We start from the raw sequence: 17,570 nt of genomic DNA on the forward strand, positions 1-17,570 counted from the left end.
TACATTTATAAGAAGTATGTATTTACTAGGACTGCTTCTAAAATGCCCTTTTCGGGTGCATTTTGTGGGTGAAAACCACAGTCTCCTCACTTAAATCTATGTCTCGTTGACACGTAATCTAGTTTTAATACAGAATCGGTTCCGAACGTTCGAGCCCGTGGCCGGCGCACGCTTCGGCAAAAGGCTGACGTTCCTCTTATAAGCACATTTGATTCTGTCGAGGGGACATATGAAGATTTCGAAGGGCGGTCAGCCCGCATTCCAACTGAGCCCGGTCGCCGTGGGTTGCGCCGTGTTCCTGGCGCTCGCGGGCGCCCAGGCATCCGCGCAGACGCAGGCGGCCGACGGCGTCCAGGCGGCGCCGGTCAGCACCGTCACCGTCACCGGCATCCGCCGCAGTATCGAGGACGCGATCGCCGTCAAGCGCGATGCGACCAGCATCGTCGAGACCATCTCCGCCGAGGACATCGGCAAGCTGCCGGACATCAGCATCGCCGAATCGCTGGCGCGCCTGCCGGGCCTGTCGGCGCAGCGCGTCAACGGCCAGGCGCAGCAGATCAGCATCCGCGGCACGTCGGGCGACCTGTCGACCGCGCTGCTGAACGGCCGCGAGCAGGTCAGCACGAGCGCGAACCGCACGGTCGAGTACGACCAGTATCCGTCCGAGCTGATCAACGCCGTCACCGTGTATAAGACGTCGGACGCAGCGCTCGTCGGCCAGGGCCTGTCGGGTACGGTCAACCTGCAGACGATCAAGCCGCTGTCGCTGCGCGAGCGCGTCGTCACGCTGAACGTGCGCGGCGAGAAGAACAGCCAGGGCAAGCTCAGCACCGGCTCGAAGGACAAGGGCAGCCGCATCAGCGCGTCGTACGTCGACCAGTTCCTGGGCCGCACGCTGGGCGTGGCGGTCGGCTACGCACGCGCCGACAAGCCGAACGAGTCGAAGCAATTCGAGACCTGGGACTGGGTCGACAATACGTCGTCCGTGCCGGGCAAGACCGTCAAGGTTCCGAAAGGCATCAAGTCGCTGGCGCAGACCGGCAACCAGGTGCGCGATGGCCTGATGGGCGTCGTGGAATGGCACCCGATCCGCGAATTCACGTCGACGATCGACGCGTACCACTCGCGCTTCAAGCTCGATGAAGACCGCCGCGGCATGGAAGTGCAGCTGACCGACGACGGCAACGTCTCGTTCACGCCGGGCACCATCAACGGCAACGGCGTCATGACGGCCGGTACCGCCAACAACGTCAACCCGGTGGTGCGCAACAACCACTACCGCCAGAACGACACGCTGACGGCCTACGGCTGGAACAACAAGTACATCGCGGGCGACTGGACCTTCGTCGCGGACCTGAGCCATTCGCAGGCCGACCACAAGGAAGAACTCGACGAGATCAACACCGGCCTCGCGGCGCGCCAGACGATGACGTTCGACTACGCGAACGGCACCATCCCGAACATCGGCCTGACCGGCGTGTACGACAACCCGGCGCTGCTCGCCATCGGCGGCCAGTACGGCGACGGCTACGTCAACGCGCCGCACCTGAAGGACAAGCTGAACTCGTTCCGCCTCAGCGCCGAATACCGCTTCGACAGCAAGCTGTTCAACAGCGTCGAATTCGGTGTCAACGCGTCCAAGCGCGACAAGCAGAAGCAGCACCTCGAGACCGGCTTCACCAAGCTGGGCACGGGCGCCATCGCCGCCGGCGCCGTCAACGGCTCGCAGTCCCTGTACGCGCTGCCCGATACGCTGAGCTGGGACATCCCGGCCGTGCTGGCGCAGAACTTCGGTCCGTACACGCCGGCCGTGCTGGTGCCGTGGGGCGCGACCAAGAACTGGACCATCACCGAGAAAGTCCAGACCGCCTACGCCAAGCTGAACATCGACACCGAACTGATGTCGATGCCGCTGCGCGGCAACGTCGGCATCCAGGCCGTGCACACCGACCAGAGCTCGACCGCCAAGACGCTGCGCGCCTGGCCGTTCGCCGACCTGGTGCCGCTCACCGACGGCAAGAAGTACAACGACTACCTGCCGAGCATCAACCTGATCTGGAGCCTGCCGGAACAGCAGATCATCCGCTTCGGCGCCAACAAGACCCTGGCGCGTCCGCGCCTCGACGAGTTGAACGCGTCGCGTGAAGTCGGCCTGACGCACCAGAGCACCGGTACGCCTTACGGCAACGGCGGCAACGCGCAGCTGGATCCGTGGCGTGCGAACGCGGTCGACCTGTCGTGGGAAAAATACTTCGGCAACAAGGGCTATGTGCAGGTGGCGGGCTTCTACAAAGACCTGAAGTCCTACATCTACACTGTCACCGAGCCGCGCGACTTCTCCGAGTACCAGCTGCAGGGCGCGACCAGCAACATCGGCACGATGACCCAGCCGAAGAACGGCAACGGCGGCAAGCTGCAAGGCCTGGAACTGGCCGCGTCGGTGCCGCTGGACATGTTCACCCCTGTGTTGTCGGGCTTCGGCATCACGGCCAACGCGGCGTTCACGACGAGCGAGATCTCGATCAAGAACCAGAGCTTCGGCGACATGAGCATCCCGCTGCCGGGCCTGTCGAAGCGCGTGTTCAACCTGACTGCCTACTATGAGAACGACGGCTTCTCGGCCCGCGTCGCGCAGCGCTACCGCAGCGACTACGTGGCCGAGATCGGCGGCGTCGGCGGCGCGACCGAGCTGACGTTCACGAAGCCGGACCGCGTCGTCGACCTGCAGCTCGGCTACGACTTCAAGCAGGTCAAGGGCTTGTCCGTGCTGTTCCAGGTGAACAACCTGACCGACACGGCCTTCCAGACCTACTCGGGTTCGACGGACCGTCCGCGCGGCTACACGAAGTACGGCCGCCAGATGCTGTTCGGCTTTAACTACAAGCTGTAAGCGGCCGGGGCGCCCAGCCGCCGACGCAGTCTCCATGCCCCTTGCCGTTGTTGCGGCAAGGGGCATTTTTTTGCTGGCGCAGCGGCGGATGGCCTTCCATCGCTACGTCAAGAATGTATTTTTGCTACAACAATTTCCTTCAAATTTCCTTCATAAACAAGGGGGATTCGTCTAATTTGTTGCAAAACTACATTTTTTGATTGGTATTCCATCTACGTTAATTTCAGAATCAACCTCGCTGTTTGACGCTGGAGCCGGCTGTGCTTCCGCACTTGATCACATCAAAAAGACTCGAGGGGATACATGAAGATTCTGTGTAGCAAACATACGGTGGGAGAACATGCGACGTGCGTGTTCAAACTGAGTCCGGTCGCCGCCGGTTGTGTCGTATTCCTGTCGGTGCTGGGCGCCAACGTCCAGGCGCAGGATGCGGTACAGGCACTGGACGCCAACGGCAACCCGATCAGCCAGGTCACCGTGACGGGCATCCGCCGCGGCATCGAAGCGGCCATCTCGATCAAGAAAAATTCGAATTCCATCGTCGAGGCGATCTCGGCGGAAGACATCGGCAAACTGCCGGACGCGACCGTCGCCGAGTCCGTCTCCCGCCTGCCGGGTGTGACGGCCCAGCGCGACGCCCGCACGGGTCGCGCGGCGTCGATTTCCGTGCGCGGCATGTCGCCGGACTTCAACGGCACCCTGCTGAACGGCCGCGAACAGGCGTCCGCGAGCGACAGCCGTGGCGTCCGTTTCGACCTGTACCCGGCCGAGATGCTGGGCACGATCACCGTGTACAAATCGCCGGACGCCACCCTGATGGGGCAGGGCATCGCCTCGACCATCGACCAGCGCACCGTGCTGCCGCTGGACTTCGCCAGGCGCACCGTCGCCGCCAGCTACCGGGCGCAACGCACCGGCGCGCACAACGAGGACCTGGGCAGCGCCAGCGGCTACCGCACGTCGCTCGCCTATATCGACCAGTTCGCCAACCGGACGGTCGGCGTGGCCCTGGGCGTGGTGAAGTTCAACGACAACGGTCCCGAGCAGATCAACGACGACGGTTGGGGCGGCACGACGAGCACGGCGACGTACAACGGCCAGACCGTGACGGTGCCGAACGGCTTGCGGACGGACGTGATCCACAACCCGAACACCAATAAAGGCCTGATGGGCATCTTGCAATATCGTCCGAGCAAGGACTTCCTGACGACCATCGACCTGTTTCACTCGAAGAACACCGACAGTCCCAAACGCACCGGTTTCGAAGGGTCGACCTGTGGCAGCACGGGCGGATACGACCCGGTCGGCGTGCTGAGCAACGCGAACATCGTCGATGGCGTGGCCGTGTCCGGCACCTGTTCGAACTTCAAGGGCGACATCCGCAACAACACCGAGGTCGCGGTGGACACGCTGAATTCCTGGGGCATCAACAGCCGCCTGCGCCGCGGCGACTGGACCTTCACCGGCGACGTGTCCGGGTCGCGGGTCAGGCACGACTTCACGCGCTACGAGACGACGGCCGGCCTCGTCGGCAACACGCCCAACGCCGACCTGGACAGCATCTCGTGGACCGGCTTCGACGGCCGGAGCAATCTGTCCGCGCTGTACAAGACCGCGCTCAGCTATACCGACCGCAGCCGCATGCTCCTGACCGACGTCGACGGCTGGGGCGGCGGCCTGACGGGCACCCAGCAGTCAGGCTACGTGGCCATCGGCGCCACGATCGACGAGATCAAGGCGGCGCGCTTCGGCGTCCGGCATGACGTGGAGCTGGGACCGCTCACCGGCATCGAATTCGGCCTCAACCGCACCAACCGCACCAAGAGCCGCGATACGGACGAAGGCAGCCTGCTCATCGGCACGGGGCCGTATGGCGCCGCGCCCATGCCGGGCAGCGAGACGGTCGTGACGCGCCAGTCGGGCATCCCGGTCGCGTCGTGGAACCCGCTGGGGTCGCTCGGCTCGGTCTACCACCAGCTGGCGAAGGTCGACCAGGTGATCCAGACCGACAAGAACTGGCACATCTCGGAAAAGGTCTCGACCGCGTACGTGATGGCATCCCTGGAAGGCGAGCTGTTCGGCCTGCCGTACCGCGGCAATGCCGGTGCCCAGTACATCCACACGAGCCAGGGTTCGACGGGCCTCATCGTCGACAACGGACGTTGCGCCGGCGTCGCCGGCCAGGCCTGCCCGGCCTACGCGATCGCCGGCCACCATTCGTACAACGATTTCCTGCCGAGCCTGAACCTGAACGTCGAACTGCCGGCCGACCAGGTGCTGCGCCTGGGCATCGGCAAGACCCTGTCGCGCCCGAACATGAGCGATATGCGCCCGGGCGGCGGCGTGGGGCTGGACGCGACGAATCCCGCGGGGCCGATCCTGGCGGGCGGCTCCGGCAACCCGAAGCTGGAACCGTTCCGAGCGAAGTCGTTCGACCTGTCGTATGAAAAATACTTCGAGGCGAACGGCGCCAAGGGCTATGTGGCGATGGCCGGCTTCTACAAGAAGCTCGACACCTATATCCTGCGGGCGCCGCAGCGCGTCGACTACGCCTCGACCGGCTTCCTGGTGGCCGGCATCCCGCTGCCGGCGACCGGTCCGAACGCCGGGTCGACGGTCGGCATGCTGACCACGCCGAGCAACGGTTCGGGCGGCAACATCAAGGGTCTCGAACTGACGGCGTCGCTGCCGTTCGCGATGCTGACCCGCTACCTGGGCGGCTTCGGCATCGAGGCCAGCTATTCGAGCACCCTGAGCTCGGTGACCCTGCCGCGCAGCGGCATCACGGTGATCAGCAACGGCAGCGTCAACGCGATTCCGCTGCCGGGCCTGTCGCACACGGTGACGAACATGCGCGTCTACTATGAAAAGGCCGGCTTCCGTGCGTCGATCGCCGCCCGCAAGCGGGGTGACTTCGTGGGCGACATCCATGACTACAAGGACGACGCGAGCCTCACCTACATCAAGGGCAACACGACGGTGGACGGGCAGCTCACGTACGACTTCGGCGACACGACCATGCTGAAGGGCCTGTCGCTCACGGCGGCCGTGAACAACTGGACCAATTCGCCGTACATCCGCTACAACGGCGACCCGAGCAGCGTGGTGGAAAACGTCCGGTTCGGCCGTACCTACAGCCTGGGCGCAAGCTACAAGTTCTGATCCGCCAGGCGTTGTTTCATGCGCGGATGTCGCTGCCGGGCGTCATCCGCGTGAAATTCTGGCAGCGGGGGAGGGCCTGAAGTAGTAAACTGTGTGATTGCTTACGATTTTTGAAGATTCCCTTTATGCATGACACACAGCTCCAGACGTTCGCCGATCTCGATATCCCCGCCCCCATCCTCAAGGCATTGAAGGAGGTCGGCTACGAGACGCCGTCGCCGATCCAGGCGGCCACCATTCCGCTGCTGATGGAGGGGCGTGACGTGCTGGGGCAGGCGCAGACGGGCACCGGCAAGACGGCCGCCTTCGCGCTGCCCGTGCTGTCGCGCATCGACGTCAAGAATCCGGCCGTGCAGGCCCTCGTGCTCGCGCCCACGCGCGAACTCGCGATCCAGGTCGCCGAGGCCTTCCAGAGCTATGCCGCGCACCTGAAGAACTTCCATGTGCTGCCGATCTACGGCGGCCAGAGCTATGGTCCGCAGCTGTCGGCGCTGCGCCGCGGCGTGCAGGTCGTCGTCGGCACGCCGGGCCGCGTCATCGACCACCTCGACAAGGGCTCGCTCGACATCTCGCAGCTGAAGACCCTCGTGCTGGACGAGGCCGACGAAATGCTGCGCATGGGCTTCATCGACGACGTCGAACGCATCCTGCAAGAGACGCCGGCAGGGCGCCAGACGGCGCTGTTCTCGGCCACGATGCCGCAGCAGATCAAGCGCATCGCCAAGACCTACCTGAACGAACCGAGCGAGGTGACGGTCGCCGCCAAGACGACGACGGCCACCAACATCACGCAGCGCTACTGGCTCGTCGCTGGCCTGCAGAAGCTGGACGCCCTCACGCGCATCCTCGAAGCGGAGCCGTTCGACGGCATGATCGTCTTCGCGCGCACGAAGCTCGGCACCGAGGAACTGGCGAGCAAGCTGCAGGCGCGCGGGTTCGCGGCGGCCGCCATCAACGGCGACATGGCCCAGCAACAGCGCGAGCGCACGATCGAGCAGCTCAAGAACGGCAAGATCGACATCCTCGTCGCCACCGACGTCGCCGCGCGCGGCCTGGACGTGGAGCGCATCAGCCACGTGATCAACTACGACGTGCCGTCCGACCCGGAAAGCTACACGCACCGCATCGGCCGCACGGGCCGTGCCGGCCGCAGCGGCGACGCGATCCTGTTCATCACGCCGCGCGAGCGTGGCCTGCTGAAGGCGATCGAACGCGCCACGCGCCAGCCGGTGGCGCCGCTTACGCTGCCCACCATCAAGGCCGTCAACGAAGTGCGCATCACGAGGTTCAAGGAGCAGATCGGCGAGACGCTGGCCGCGGGCGGCCTCGACGTGTTCCGTTCCCTGATCGAGGACTTCGAACGCGAGCAGAACGTGCCCGCGATCGACATCGCGGCCGCGCTGGCCAAGCTGTATCGCGGCGACGAGCCGCTGCTGCTGGAAAAGCCGGACCGCGAGCCCAAGCCGGAATTCCGCGAGCGCGAGGAACGTCCGGCGCGTGCGGGCCGTGAAAGCTTCGGCGACGAGCGCCCGGCCCGTGCCGGCCGGGAAGGTGAAGGCCGACAAGGCTTCAAGAAGGAGCGCGTGATGCGCGCGCCGGAAGAGGGCATGGCCACGTACCGCATCGAAGTGGGCCACTTCCACGGCGTCAAGCCGGGCAACATCGTGGGCGCCATCGCCAACGAAGGCGGCGTGCCGTCGAAGGAAATCGGCCGCATCGAGATCTACGACGACTTCAGCACGCTCGACATGCCGGCCGGCCTGCCGCAGGACCTGCTCGACCACCTGAAAAAGGTATGGGTGGCGGGCCAGCAGCTGGGCATTACGCGCGACGGCGAAGAACCACCGGAGAAAAAGCCGGCGAAGCGCAAGTTCGCCGACAAGAAACCCCGCAAATAAAACATTTCTCCAATTCGGGGTCAGAGCACATTTTGTCGAAAATTCGGGGTCAGAGCACATTTTTGGGCAATTGATCCAAGGCGCGATCGAGTTCGCGCAAGTCAGCGCCGGCGGTGGCATCGATGCTTGCTCCGGCCAGTTCCCTACTGCGCAGGAACGCGAACGCATGGCAATTGTGCGTAGCGGCCAGGATCAATTGTCGGTGAACTATTGTCCATAAAAGTGCTCTGACCCCGAATTTCAGGAAAAATGTGCTCTGACCCCGAATTTCTGTTTTGTTGTTTGACTACATTTTCTGTGGCTTCCCTTTAGATTCAGGGCTGTTATCGCATTGACACCCAGAAAACCCCATGTTACTTTGCTACATGTGGCAGCCTGGCGGGAGTCCAGGCGCGTTAGGGGACACAGATGGAAATGCAAACACATGCGCTCAAGCCGCGGCTGACGTTCTGGCAGCTGTGGAACATGAGCTTCGGCTTCTTCGGCATCCAGTTCGGCTTGGCGTTGCAGAACGTGAACACGAGCCGGATCTTCGCCACGCTCGGCACGTCGATGGACGACCTGGCCCTCGTCTGGCTCGCGGCGCCCGTCACGGGCCTGCTCGTGCAGCCGGTGATCGGTTACCTCAGCGATAACACGTGGCACCCGCGTTGGGGCCGCCGCCGTCCGTTCTTCTTCCTCGGCGCCGTGCTGGCCGCAACGGCCCTGTTCCTGATGCCGAATTCCATCGCCGTCTGGATGGCCGTGACCATGCTGTGGCTGATGGATGCCTCGATCAATATTTCGATGGAGCCGTTCCGCGCCTTCGTCGGCGACAAGCTCGACACGTCGCAGCAGACGGCCGGCTTCGCGATGCAGACCTTCCTCATCGGCTGCGGCGCCGTGATCGCGTCGCTGCTGCCGATCCTGTTCGCCGACGTCCTCGGCGTCTCCAACGTGCCCGTGAACGGCGCCGTGCCGGATTCGGTACGCTACTCGTTCTACGTCGGCGGCGCCGCGTTCCTGCTGGCCGTGACGTGGACCGTGTTCACGTCGACCGAACTGCCGCCGCCGGACCTCGACCGCTTCGAAGCCCAGCGCAAGCATTCGCGCAACTTCGGCGTCGCGCTGCGCGAGATCATGAGCGGCTTCGCGCACATGCCGAAGACGATGGTGCAGCTGGCGTTCGTCCAGTTCTTCTCGTGGATCGCGCTGTTCGCGCTGTGGATCTACACCGGTCCCGGGATCGCCGACAACGTCTACAACACGACGGATCCGCTGTCGCCGGGCTACCAGAACGCGGGCAACTGGGTCGGCGTGATGTTCGCCGTCTACAACGGCATGTCCGCCCTGGCTGCGTTCGTGCTGCCCGTGCTGGCGCGCCGCACGAGCCGCAAGGCGTGCCACGCCGTCTGCCTCGCGATCGGCGGCCTGTCGCTGGCCAGCGTGTTCTTCATCCACGACAAGCATCTGCTGCTGATCCCGATGCTGGGCGTGGGCGTGGCGTGGGCGAGCATCCTCACGATGCCGTATGCGATCCTGGTCGCCGCGCTGCCGCCGAACCGCATGGGCTATTACATGGGCCTGTTCAACTTCTTCATCGTGATTCCGCAGATCGTCAGCGGTCTCGTGCTCGGCTGGTTCACGAAGCATATGTTCGGCAACCACGCGGTACTTACGCTGGTGCTGGGCGGCGTGTCGATGGTCATCGCGGCCGTGCTGGCGCTGTTCGTCACCGACCGGGCGGAACGCGCCGCCCACTGATCGCGGCGCCATCGTCGGGACGAGTGTCGTATCCTTACGGGTTTGACAACAAACCCCCGACAGGAGCACAACATGACAATTCAGACGATTGCGACGACCCCGTTCGCCGGGCAACGCCCCGGCACGTCCGGGCTGCGCAAGAAGGTGACGGAGTTCCAGCAGCCCGGCTACCTGGAAAACTTCGTCGAGGCCATCTTCCTGACGCTGGGCGCGCTGGGTAATGTGCAGGGCCGCACCCTGGTGCTCGGCGGCGACGGCCGCTATTTCAACCGCGACGCCATCCAGACCATCCTGCGCATGGCCGCCGCCCACGGCGTGGGCCGCGTGCTCGTGGGCCGCGGCGGCATCCTGTCCACGCCGGCGGTCAGCTGCGTGATCCGCAAGCGCGCCGCGCTGGGCGGCATCGTCCTCTCGGCCAGCCACAATCCCGGCGGCCCCGACGGCGACTTCGGCATCAAGTACAACATCGACAACGGCGGCCCGGCGCCCGAAAAGATCACCGACGCGATCTACGAACACACGAAGACGCTGGCGTCCTACCGCATCAGCGATGCCGGCCCGGTCGACCTCGACAGGATCGGCAGCATCCGCATCGAAGACATGGAAGTGGAGGTGATCGATGCCGTGTCCGACTACGCCGAGCTGATGGCCGGCCTGTTCGACTTCGACGCCATCCGCGCCCTGTTCCAGCGCGGCTTCACGATGCGCTTCGACGGCATGCACGCCGTCTCCGGCCCGTACGCGAAGGCCATCATCGAAGGCATGCTGGGCGCGCCCGCCGGCACCGTCGTCAACGCCGAGCCGCTGGAAGATTTCGGCGGCCACCACCCGGACCCGAACCCCGTCAACGCGGCCGAGCTGATCGCGCTGATGGACGGTCCGGACGCGCCGGACTTCGGCGCCGCATCGGACGGCGACGGTGACCGCAACATGATCGTCGGCCGCAAGCTCGCGGTGTCGCCGTCGGACAGCCTCGCCATCATCGCCGCCAACGCGACTGCCGCGCCGGGCTACCGCGGCGGCATCAAGGGCATCGCGCGCTCCATGCCGACGTCGCAGGCCGCGGACCGCGTGGCCGCCGCGCTGGGCGTCTCCTGCTTCGAGACCCCGACCGGCTGGAAGTACTTCGGCAACCTGCTCGACGCGGGCCTCGCCACCTTGTGCGGCGAAGAGAGCTACGGCACGGGCTCGATGCACATCCGCGAAAAGGACGGCGTGTGGGCCGTGCTGTTCTGGCTGAACCTGATCGCCGCGACGGGCAAGTCCGTCAACGAGATCGTGCAGGAACACTGGGCCCGCTTCGGCCGCAACTATTATTCGCGCCACGACTACGAGGCCGTGGACGCCGCCGCAGCCAGCGCGATGATGGACGACTTGCGCGGCAAGCTCGCCTCGCTCGCGGGCCAGACGTTCGGTGACTTCCGCGTCCAGCTGGCCGACGATTTCACCTACACCGACCCGGTCGACAACTCCGTGTCCACGCGCCAGGGCGTACGCATCATCATGACGGACGGCTCGCGCATCGTGCTGCGCCTGTCCGGCACCGGCACGGAAGGCGCCACCGTGCGCCTGTACCTGGAACGCTACGAGGCCGACCCGGCCCGCCACGACCTCGACACCCAGCAGGCGCTGGCGCCGCTCATCGCCATCGCGGAGCAGGTGTCGGCGTTGAAGGCACGGACGGGCCGCGAGCAGCCGAGCGTGATTACGTAATCCCGAACCCCGTCGTTCCCGCGCAGGCGGGAACCCAAGTTTGCGCGCATCTCGACGATGCATGCGAAATTGGATCCCCGCCTCCGCGGGGACGACGTTTATAACTACTAACAGGACATCCGCATGAAACTACCCGTTCTCGCCGCCTCCCTGATGCTCGCCTTCGGTGCCGCCTCGGCCGCGCCCGACCTGTCGCCGGTCAAGGGCAAGCCGTTCACCTGGGATAACGCGACCGTCTATTTCATCGTGATCGACCGCTTCAACAACGTCGATCCGTCGAACGACCACGCCTACGGCCGCAAGAACGACGCGGCCGTGGCGCGCGGCTTTATGGGCGGCGACCTGGCCGGCATCACGGCGAAGATCAAGGAAGGGTATTTCACGGACCTGGGCGTGGACGCGCTCTGGATCTCGCCGCCGGTCGAGCAGATCCACGCGTCCACCGACGAAGGCACGGGCGTCAGCTACGGCTTCCACGGCTACTGGGCGCGCGATTTCACGGCCGTCGACGCCAACGCAGGCACCGGGAAGGACGTGCGCGACCTCGTCGAGGCGGCGCATGCGCGCGGCATCCGCGTGCTGCTCGACGTCGTGATGAACCATACCGGTCCGGTCACGCCTGAAGACACCGTGTGGCCGGCGGACTGGGTGCGCACGTCGCCGACCTGTACCTTCAAGGACGTCAAGGGCACGGTCGATTGCACGCTCGTGAAGAACCTGCCGGACATCCGTACCGACAGCAATGCGAACGTCGACCTGCCGCCGTTCCTCGTCGCGAAGTGGAAGAAGGAAGGGCGTTACGAGCGCGAAACGAAGGAGCTGGACGATTTCTTCAAGCGCACGGGCTACCCGCGCGCGCCGCGCTACTACCTGATGAAATGGCACGCCGACTGGGTGCGCAAGTACGGCTTCGACGGCTTCCGCGGCGACACCGTCAAGCACACCGAACCCGGCGTGTGGAAAGACCTCAAGAAGGTCGCGAGCCAGGCCTACGAGGACTGGAAGCGGACACCGGCCGGCAAGGAGGGCATCGACAAGATCGGCAACCAGCCGTTCTTCATGGTGGCCGAAGCGTACGGCCACCCGATCGCGGACGGCCGCCCGTTCGCCTACGACGACGGCACGAAGGTCGACTATTACGACAACGGCTTCGACAGCATGATCAACTTCGCGCTGCCGGGCGACGCAACCCAGAGCTACGAGACGCTGTTCTCCAAGTATTCGGGCCTGCTGAACGGTCCGTTGAAAGGCGTGACGGTCCTGAACTACCTCGACTCGCACGACGACGGCCACCCGTTCGACGCCATGCGCGCGCACCCGTTCGAGGAAGCGAACAAGCTGCTGCTGGCACCGGGCCAGGCCCAGGTCTATTACGGCGACGAGACGGCGCGCGTGTTGAAGATCGAGGGCGCAACCGGCGATGCGAACCTGCGCTCGTTCATGAACTGGGACCAGTTGAAGAACAACGCCCAGGTCGGCCTGCACGGCGTGGCCGAGGTGCGCGACTACTGGGCGCGCCTGGGCCGCTTCCGTCACGCGCATCCGGCCGTGGGCGCGGGCGTGCACCAGATGATCGCTTCCAGCCCGTACACGTTCAAGCGCATGTACGAGAAGAACGGCGTCTCCGACCGCGTCGTCGTCGCCCTCGACCTGCCGCAGGACCGCACGGTGGCCATCCCCGTGACCGGCGTGTTCGGCGACGGCCAGACGGTGCGCGACGCTTACACGGGCAAGACGGCCGTCGTCTCGGGCGGCAAGGTGCAGTTCGATATGCGCGCACCGGTGGCGCTGATTTCGCAGGATTAAACCAGCGTCGACACGGTAGGGTGGACATTCGAGGCCGGGGGCCTCGAATGAGACGTGCCCACGCGTGACGCGTGCGTGTCGCCGGCGCCACGCGCGGGCGGAGGGCCACCCATCCTACGAGTCATCCCAGCCACGGATGGGCGGCCAGCCACCGCCCGAGTTCATTATCGTTCGCGCACTGCAGCTTGCTGAAGATGTTCGCCCGGTGCGTCTCCACCGACCGCGGCCCGCATGGCGGCACGAGCAGCCGCGCGATCTCCTTGTTCGGCTGGCCGAGCCCCACGAGCCGCGCGACTTCCCGTTCGCGCGGCGTCAGCTCCGCCCACAGCCGCAGCGCGTGCGCGCGGGCGCGTGCTTCCGCGATGGCGGCCGGCAGCTTGTCGAGCAGGTGCTGCGTGTCCGGCTTTTCCACCCAGTCCCACGCGCCCTGGCGCACGGATTCCAGCGCGGTCGGGATGTCGCCGTGGCCGGACAGGAACAGCGTGACGAGCGGGCTGTGCGCCGCGCGCAGGCGGTCGAACACGGCCAGGCCGCTCATGCCGCCCAGGCGCAGGTCGAGGATCAGGCAGCCCGGCTGGCGCATGTCGACGGCGTCCAGGAACGCTTCTCCCGATTCGAACGCCTGCACGGCGAGTCCCTGCGAGAACAGCAGTAACAGCAGGGAGCGGCGCAGGGCTTCGTCGTCGTCGACGACGTAGAGCGTGAGCGGGATGTCTTTCATGGCGCGATCGGAAGCGTGAAGGAAAAGGCGGCCCCGCCGGCGGCCGGGTTCTCGACGGTCATGCAACCGCCGTGGGCCTCGACGATGGTGCGGCAGATGTTCAGGCCCAGGCCCAGGCCGTCGGGGCGGGTGGTGAAGAACGGCGCGAAGATCTGGTCCAGCTGCTCGGGCGGAATACCGGGGCCTTCGTCGCGGACGGTCACGCACACGCCCTGGTCCACGCGCCGGCTCGCGACGTCGATGCGTCCGCGCGGGCGATCCTGCATGGCGTGCATCGCGTTGTGGATCAGGTTCACGAGCACCTGTTCGAGCAGGACGCGGTCACCGCGCACGAGCGTGTCAGCGGCGTCCAACGACAGTTGCAGCGCGATCCCGGCCTGCTGCAATTCCGGCTTGAGCAACGCCGCCGCGTGCGCGATGACGCCATCGACCGCAAGGTTTTCGTAATGCCCCCGCTTGGGATTGATGAACGCGCGCACCCGCTTGACGATCTCGCTGGCGCGCTTGCTCTGTTCGACGATCTCGTCGAGCGCGCCGGCCAGCATGTCGGGCGGCGCGGACTGCGCGGCGAGGGCGCGCGCCGCGACGGCGAAGTTCGACAGCGCCATCAGCGGCTGATTCAATTCGTGCGCGAGCGTGGACGCCATCTCGCCCACGCTCGCGAGGCGCGCGCTGCGCTGCAGGCGGACTTCCTGGTCGCGCTGGCGGGCCTCGGCCTGCTTCTGCGCCGTGATGTCGACGACGGAGCTCATCCAGCCGCGGTGCACGCCCTGCGCGTCCACGAGCGGCGCCGTGTAGACCATCGTGATCACGTCGTGGCCGTCCTTGTGGCGGATGCGCGATTCGAAGCCGTGCGGCGCGGCGCGGCCCTGCAACACGTCGGCGCTTTCGCGCTCGTGTTTTTCCTGGTCGTCCGGATGCCAGTAGGGATACGGCGGCCGGCGGCCCAGCAGTTCATCCGCGCTGTAGCCGACCATCGCGCACAGGGCCGGGTTGACGTAGATGATGGTGCCCTCCGGGTCGCGCGCGCGCATGCCCACGAGGAGCGAGTCCTCCATCGCCTTGCGGAACGCGTGCGCTTCTTCCAGGTCGCGGGTGCGCTCCTCGACCCGGCGTTCCAGTTCGATGCGGGCCGAGCGCTGCTCGCGGAAGCGCTTTTCGCGCAGGCGCCAGTACAGCACGCCGAGCAGCAGCAGCGCGACGGCCAGCGCGGCCAGCATCAGCGCCAGCTGGCGCGCCTGCACGACTTCCTTCATGTCCGTCGTGACGGTCAGCGTCCAGCCCAGTTCCGGCAGCGGCGTGTCCAGCGCAAGCAGGTCGTGGCGGCGCCCGCCCACGCTCGTGTGCAGGACGAAGCCGGGAGACGCCCCGCGCGACTCCGTCTGCCACGGCAGCACGTAGAAGCGTTCGCGGTTGCCGTACTGGCGGTGCTCGGCGATCCAGTGCAGGTCGGCCGCGGATACGGGCCGGATCGCGTGGAACAGCCAGTCCGGCACGGCGGAGAGAAAAACGATGCCGCGGCTGTCGCGCAGCACCACCGGATCGGCGCCGCGCATCCACGCGGCCTGCAATGGCTCCAGGCTGATCTTCACGACGACGACGCCGAGGATGGTGCCGCCCGCACGCACGGGCTCCGCGATGAACAGGCCGGACTGGCCGGTCGTGAGGCCGAGGCCATAGAAGATGCCGCGCCTGCCCTGCACGGCATCCTCGAAGTAAGGACGCTGGCGGTAGGACTGGCCGACGAAGCTGGACGGCAGGTTCCAGTTGCTGGCGGCGAGGGTGAGGCCGGCGCGGTCGACGAGGAACAGCGCGGCGGCGCCCGTCGTCGCCTGCAGGTCGGCGAAATAATCGTTCACGCGCGCCTGCAGCGCCCCGTCGCGCGGGGTGCGCAGCAGGTCTTGCACGTCCGGATGGCGGGCCGCCGCGTGCGGCAGGAAGTCGTGTTTCTCGACGAGGCCGCGCAGCCCCAGCACGTGCGCGGCCGCGGCCTGGCGCAGGCCTTCCGTCTTGGTCTGCAGCTCGTGGCGCTCGGCCCAGTTCCCCGACGCCGCGATGACGGCGAGCGCACCGGCGCCGATGAGGAGGTTGAGCAGTTTGGGCATGACGCCAACGATAGCAGTTGCGCGGCCCGAAGAAAACCGCCTCCGTAGTTTTACGGAGGAGGGCGCGCCGGAAGTTGCGGATGTGGGCGCGGCCCGCGGCTGGGATAGTGGGCATACCAAAAGAGGAGACATCCATGAACACCATCACATCCAAGGCCGGCGCCCAGGCAGCCGCCGGCGCCGGCGAACGCATTTCCGGCGCGCGCCTGAAGGCCATCTTCATCGGCTCGGCCGGCAACCTCGTCGAGTGGTTCGATTTCTACTGCTACTCGGCCTTCGCGCTGTACTTCGCGAGCTCGTTCTTCCCCAAGCAGGACCCGACGGCGCAGATGATGTCCACGGCGGGCATCTTCGCGCTCGGCTTCTTCGTGCGCCCGATCGGCGGCATCCTGTTCGGCCACATCGGCGACCGCCTGGGCCGCAAGACGGCGCTGATGACGTCCGTGCTGCTGATGTGCTTCGGCTCCCTCCTGATCGCCTGCGCGCCGACGTATGCCGCGGCCGGCATCCTGTCGCCGTGCATCCTGCTGCTGGCGCGCCTGCTGCAGGGCCTGAGCCTCGGCGGCGAATACGGCGCCAGCGCGACGTACCTGTCGGAGATGGCGGACTCGAAGCACCGCGGCTTCTACAGCAGCTTCCAGTACGTGACGCTGATCGGCGGCCAGCTGCTGGCGCTGATCCTGCTGCTCGTGCTGCAGAACTTCCTGCTCGACGCCGAGCAGCTGCGTGCCTGGGGCTGGCGCATCCCGTTCTTCACCGGCGCCTGCCTCGCGCTGCTGGCGCTGCGCATGCGCCACAACCTGCCGGAGACCGGATCGTTCGAAGCCGCGCGTAAGGAAGCGAAAAAAAGCGCCAAGCCGATGGGCGGCATGAAGCAGCTGGCCCAGCACCCGCGCGAAGTGCTGCTGGTGGTCGGCCTGACGATGGGCGGCACGCTCGCGTTCTACGTCTACACGACCTATATGCAGAAATTCCTGCGCCTGTCCGTCGGCCTGACCGACTCGCAGACGACCGCAGTCTCGGCCGCGTCGCTGCTGTTCGCGATGTGCCTGCAGCCCCTGTACGGCGCGCTGTCGGACCGCATCGGCCGCAAGCCGCTGCTCATCGGCTTCGCGCTGCTCGGCACCCTGTTCACCGTGCCGCTGTTGACCGGCATCCGCCACGCCAGCGGTCCGTGGCAGGCGTTCGGCCTGATCGCCTGCGCCTGGATGATCGTGTCCGGCTACACGTCGATCAACGCGCTGGTAAAAGCCGAGCTGTTCCCGGCCTCGATCCGCGCCACCGGCGTCGGCGTGCCGTATGCGTTCGCCGTCTCCGTGTTCGGCGGGACGGCCGAGTACCTGGCGCTGTGGTTCAAATCCATCAGCCTGGAAAGCGGCTTTTACTGGTACACGACGGCCGTCATCGCCTGCACCCTGGTCGTCTGCTGGTTCATGCGCGATACCGGCGCGCTGTCGAAGATCGACGCGGAAGCGCGCGGCCAATAAGCGCCGGCGTTGTCGATGTGGAAAGAGCGGTCCTGCGGGGCCGCT

At 66.0% G+C, this 17,570-nt stretch carries 9 protein-coding genes; 7 read left to right on the top strand and 2 right to left on the bottom strand.

What is annotated here, in order from left to right; translation table 11 throughout:
• Positions 1 to 229: 229 nt before the first annotated feature.
• The 6 genes from ACEN9H_RS03330 (at position 230) to ACEN9H_RS03355 (ending at position 13,212) form a co-directional block, all read left to right on the top strand.
• Positions 230 to 2,890, top strand: a complete 2,661-nt coding sequence (locus ACEN9H_RS03330; protein ID WP_413673781.1) for a TonB-dependent receptor — start codon at positions 230 to 232, stop codon at positions 2,888 to 2,890.
• A 351-nt stretch (positions 2,891 to 3,241) separates the two neighbouring features.
• Positions 3,242 to 6,052: a TonB-dependent receptor gene (locus ACEN9H_RS03335; RefSeq protein WP_413673782.1), complete on the top strand. Its 2,811-nt coding sequence runs from the start codon at positions 3,242 to 3,244 to the stop codon at positions 6,050 to 6,052.
• A gap of 125 nt (positions 6,053 to 6,177) precedes the next feature.
• Positions 6,178 to 7,950: a DEAD/DEAH box helicase gene (locus ACEN9H_RS03340; RefSeq protein WP_413673783.1), complete on the top strand. Its 1,773-nt coding sequence runs from the start codon at positions 6,178 to 6,180 to the stop codon at positions 7,948 to 7,950.
• Positions 7,951 to 8,358: 408 nt separating this feature from the next.
• Positions 8,359 to 9,693, top strand: a complete 1,335-nt coding sequence (locus tag ACEN9H_RS03345; RefSeq protein ID WP_413673784.1) for an MFS transporter — start codon at positions 8,359 to 8,361, stop codon at positions 9,691 to 9,693.
• A 72-nt stretch (positions 9,694 to 9,765) separates the two neighbouring features.
• The gene (locus ACEN9H_RS03350; RefSeq protein WP_413673785.1) at positions 9,766 to 11,406 is read left to right on the top strand and encodes an alpha-D-glucose phosphate-specific phosphoglucomutase; all 1,641 of its coding nucleotides are present in this window, start codon (positions 9,766 to 9,768) and stop codon (positions 11,404 to 11,406) included.
• A gap of 123 nt (positions 11,407 to 11,529) precedes the next feature.
• Complete coding sequence (locus ACEN9H_RS03355) at positions 11,530 to 13,212, top strand: alpha-amylase family glycosyl hydrolase (protein WP_413673786.1); 1,683 nt, start codon at positions 11,530 to 11,532, stop codon at positions 13,210 to 13,212.
• 121 nt (positions 13,213 to 13,333) lie between these two features.
• Here the strand turns inward: ACEN9H_RS03355 and ACEN9H_RS03360 are convergent, their stop codons facing one another.
• A complete protein-coding gene (locus tag ACEN9H_RS03360; RefSeq protein ID WP_160409213.1) occupies positions 13,334 to 13,933 on the bottom strand; it encodes a response regulator transcription factor in 600 nt (199 codons plus the stop codon).
• Entirely contained in the window at positions 13,930 to 16,038 is a 2,109-nt protein-coding gene (locus ACEN9H_RS03365) for a sensor histidine kinase (protein ID WP_413673787.1), read from the bottom strand. Before ACEN9H_RS03365 ends, ACEN9H_RS03360 begins: the two co-directional genes overlap by 4 nt.
• A gap of 134 nt (positions 16,039 to 16,172) precedes the next feature.
• On the opposite strand from ACEN9H_RS03365, the gene ACEN9H_RS03370 reads away from it, so the two are divergent.
• The gene (locus ACEN9H_RS03370; protein WP_413673788.1) at positions 16,173 to 17,525 is read left to right on the top strand and encodes an MFS transporter; all 1,353 of its coding nucleotides are present in this window, start codon (positions 16,173 to 16,175) and stop codon (positions 17,523 to 17,525) included.
• Positions 17,526 to 17,570: the final 45 nt, after the last annotated feature.

Origin of the sequence: Massilia cellulosiltytica, assembly GCF_047325105.1 — a bacterium.
In the GTDB taxonomy this organism is placed as follows: Bacteria; Pseudomonadota; Gammaproteobacteria; order Burkholderiales; family Burkholderiaceae_D; genus Telluria; species Telluria orientalis.

What these genes read in the sequence shown, in the direction of transcription:
- ACEN9H_RS03340 (WP_413673783.1), top strand. Translation starts at nt 6,178, where the DNA reads ATGCATGACACACAGCTCCAGACGTTCGCCGATCTCGATATCCCCGCC.
- ACEN9H_RS03360 (WP_160409213.1), bottom strand. Translation starts at nt 13,933, where the DNA reads ATGAAAGACATCCCGCTCACGCTCTACGTCGTCGACGACGACGAAGCC.
- ACEN9H_RS03355 (WP_413673786.1), top strand. Translation starts at nt 11,530, where the DNA reads ATGAAACTACCCGTTCTCGCCGCCTCCCTGATGCTCGCCTTCGGTGCC.
- ACEN9H_RS03345 (WP_413673784.1), top strand. Translation starts at nt 8,359, where the DNA reads ATGGAAATGCAAACACATGCGCTCAAGCCGCGGCTGACGTTCTGGCAG.
- ACEN9H_RS03350 (WP_413673785.1), top strand. Translation starts at nt 9,766, where the DNA reads ATGACAATTCAGACGATTGCGACGACCCCGTTCGCCGGGCAACGCCCC.
- ACEN9H_RS03365 (WP_413673787.1), bottom strand. Translation starts at nt 16,038, where the DNA reads ATGCCCAAACTGCTCAACCTCCTCATCGGCGCCGGTGCGCTCGCCGTC.
- ACEN9H_RS03370 (WP_413673788.1), top strand. Translation starts at nt 16,173, where the DNA reads ATGAACACCATCACATCCAAGGCCGGCGCCCAGGCAGCCGCCGGCGCC.
- ACEN9H_RS03330 (WP_413673781.1), top strand. Translation starts at nt 230, where the DNA reads ATGAAGATTTCGAAGGGCGGTCAGCCCGCATTCCAACTGAGCCCGGTC.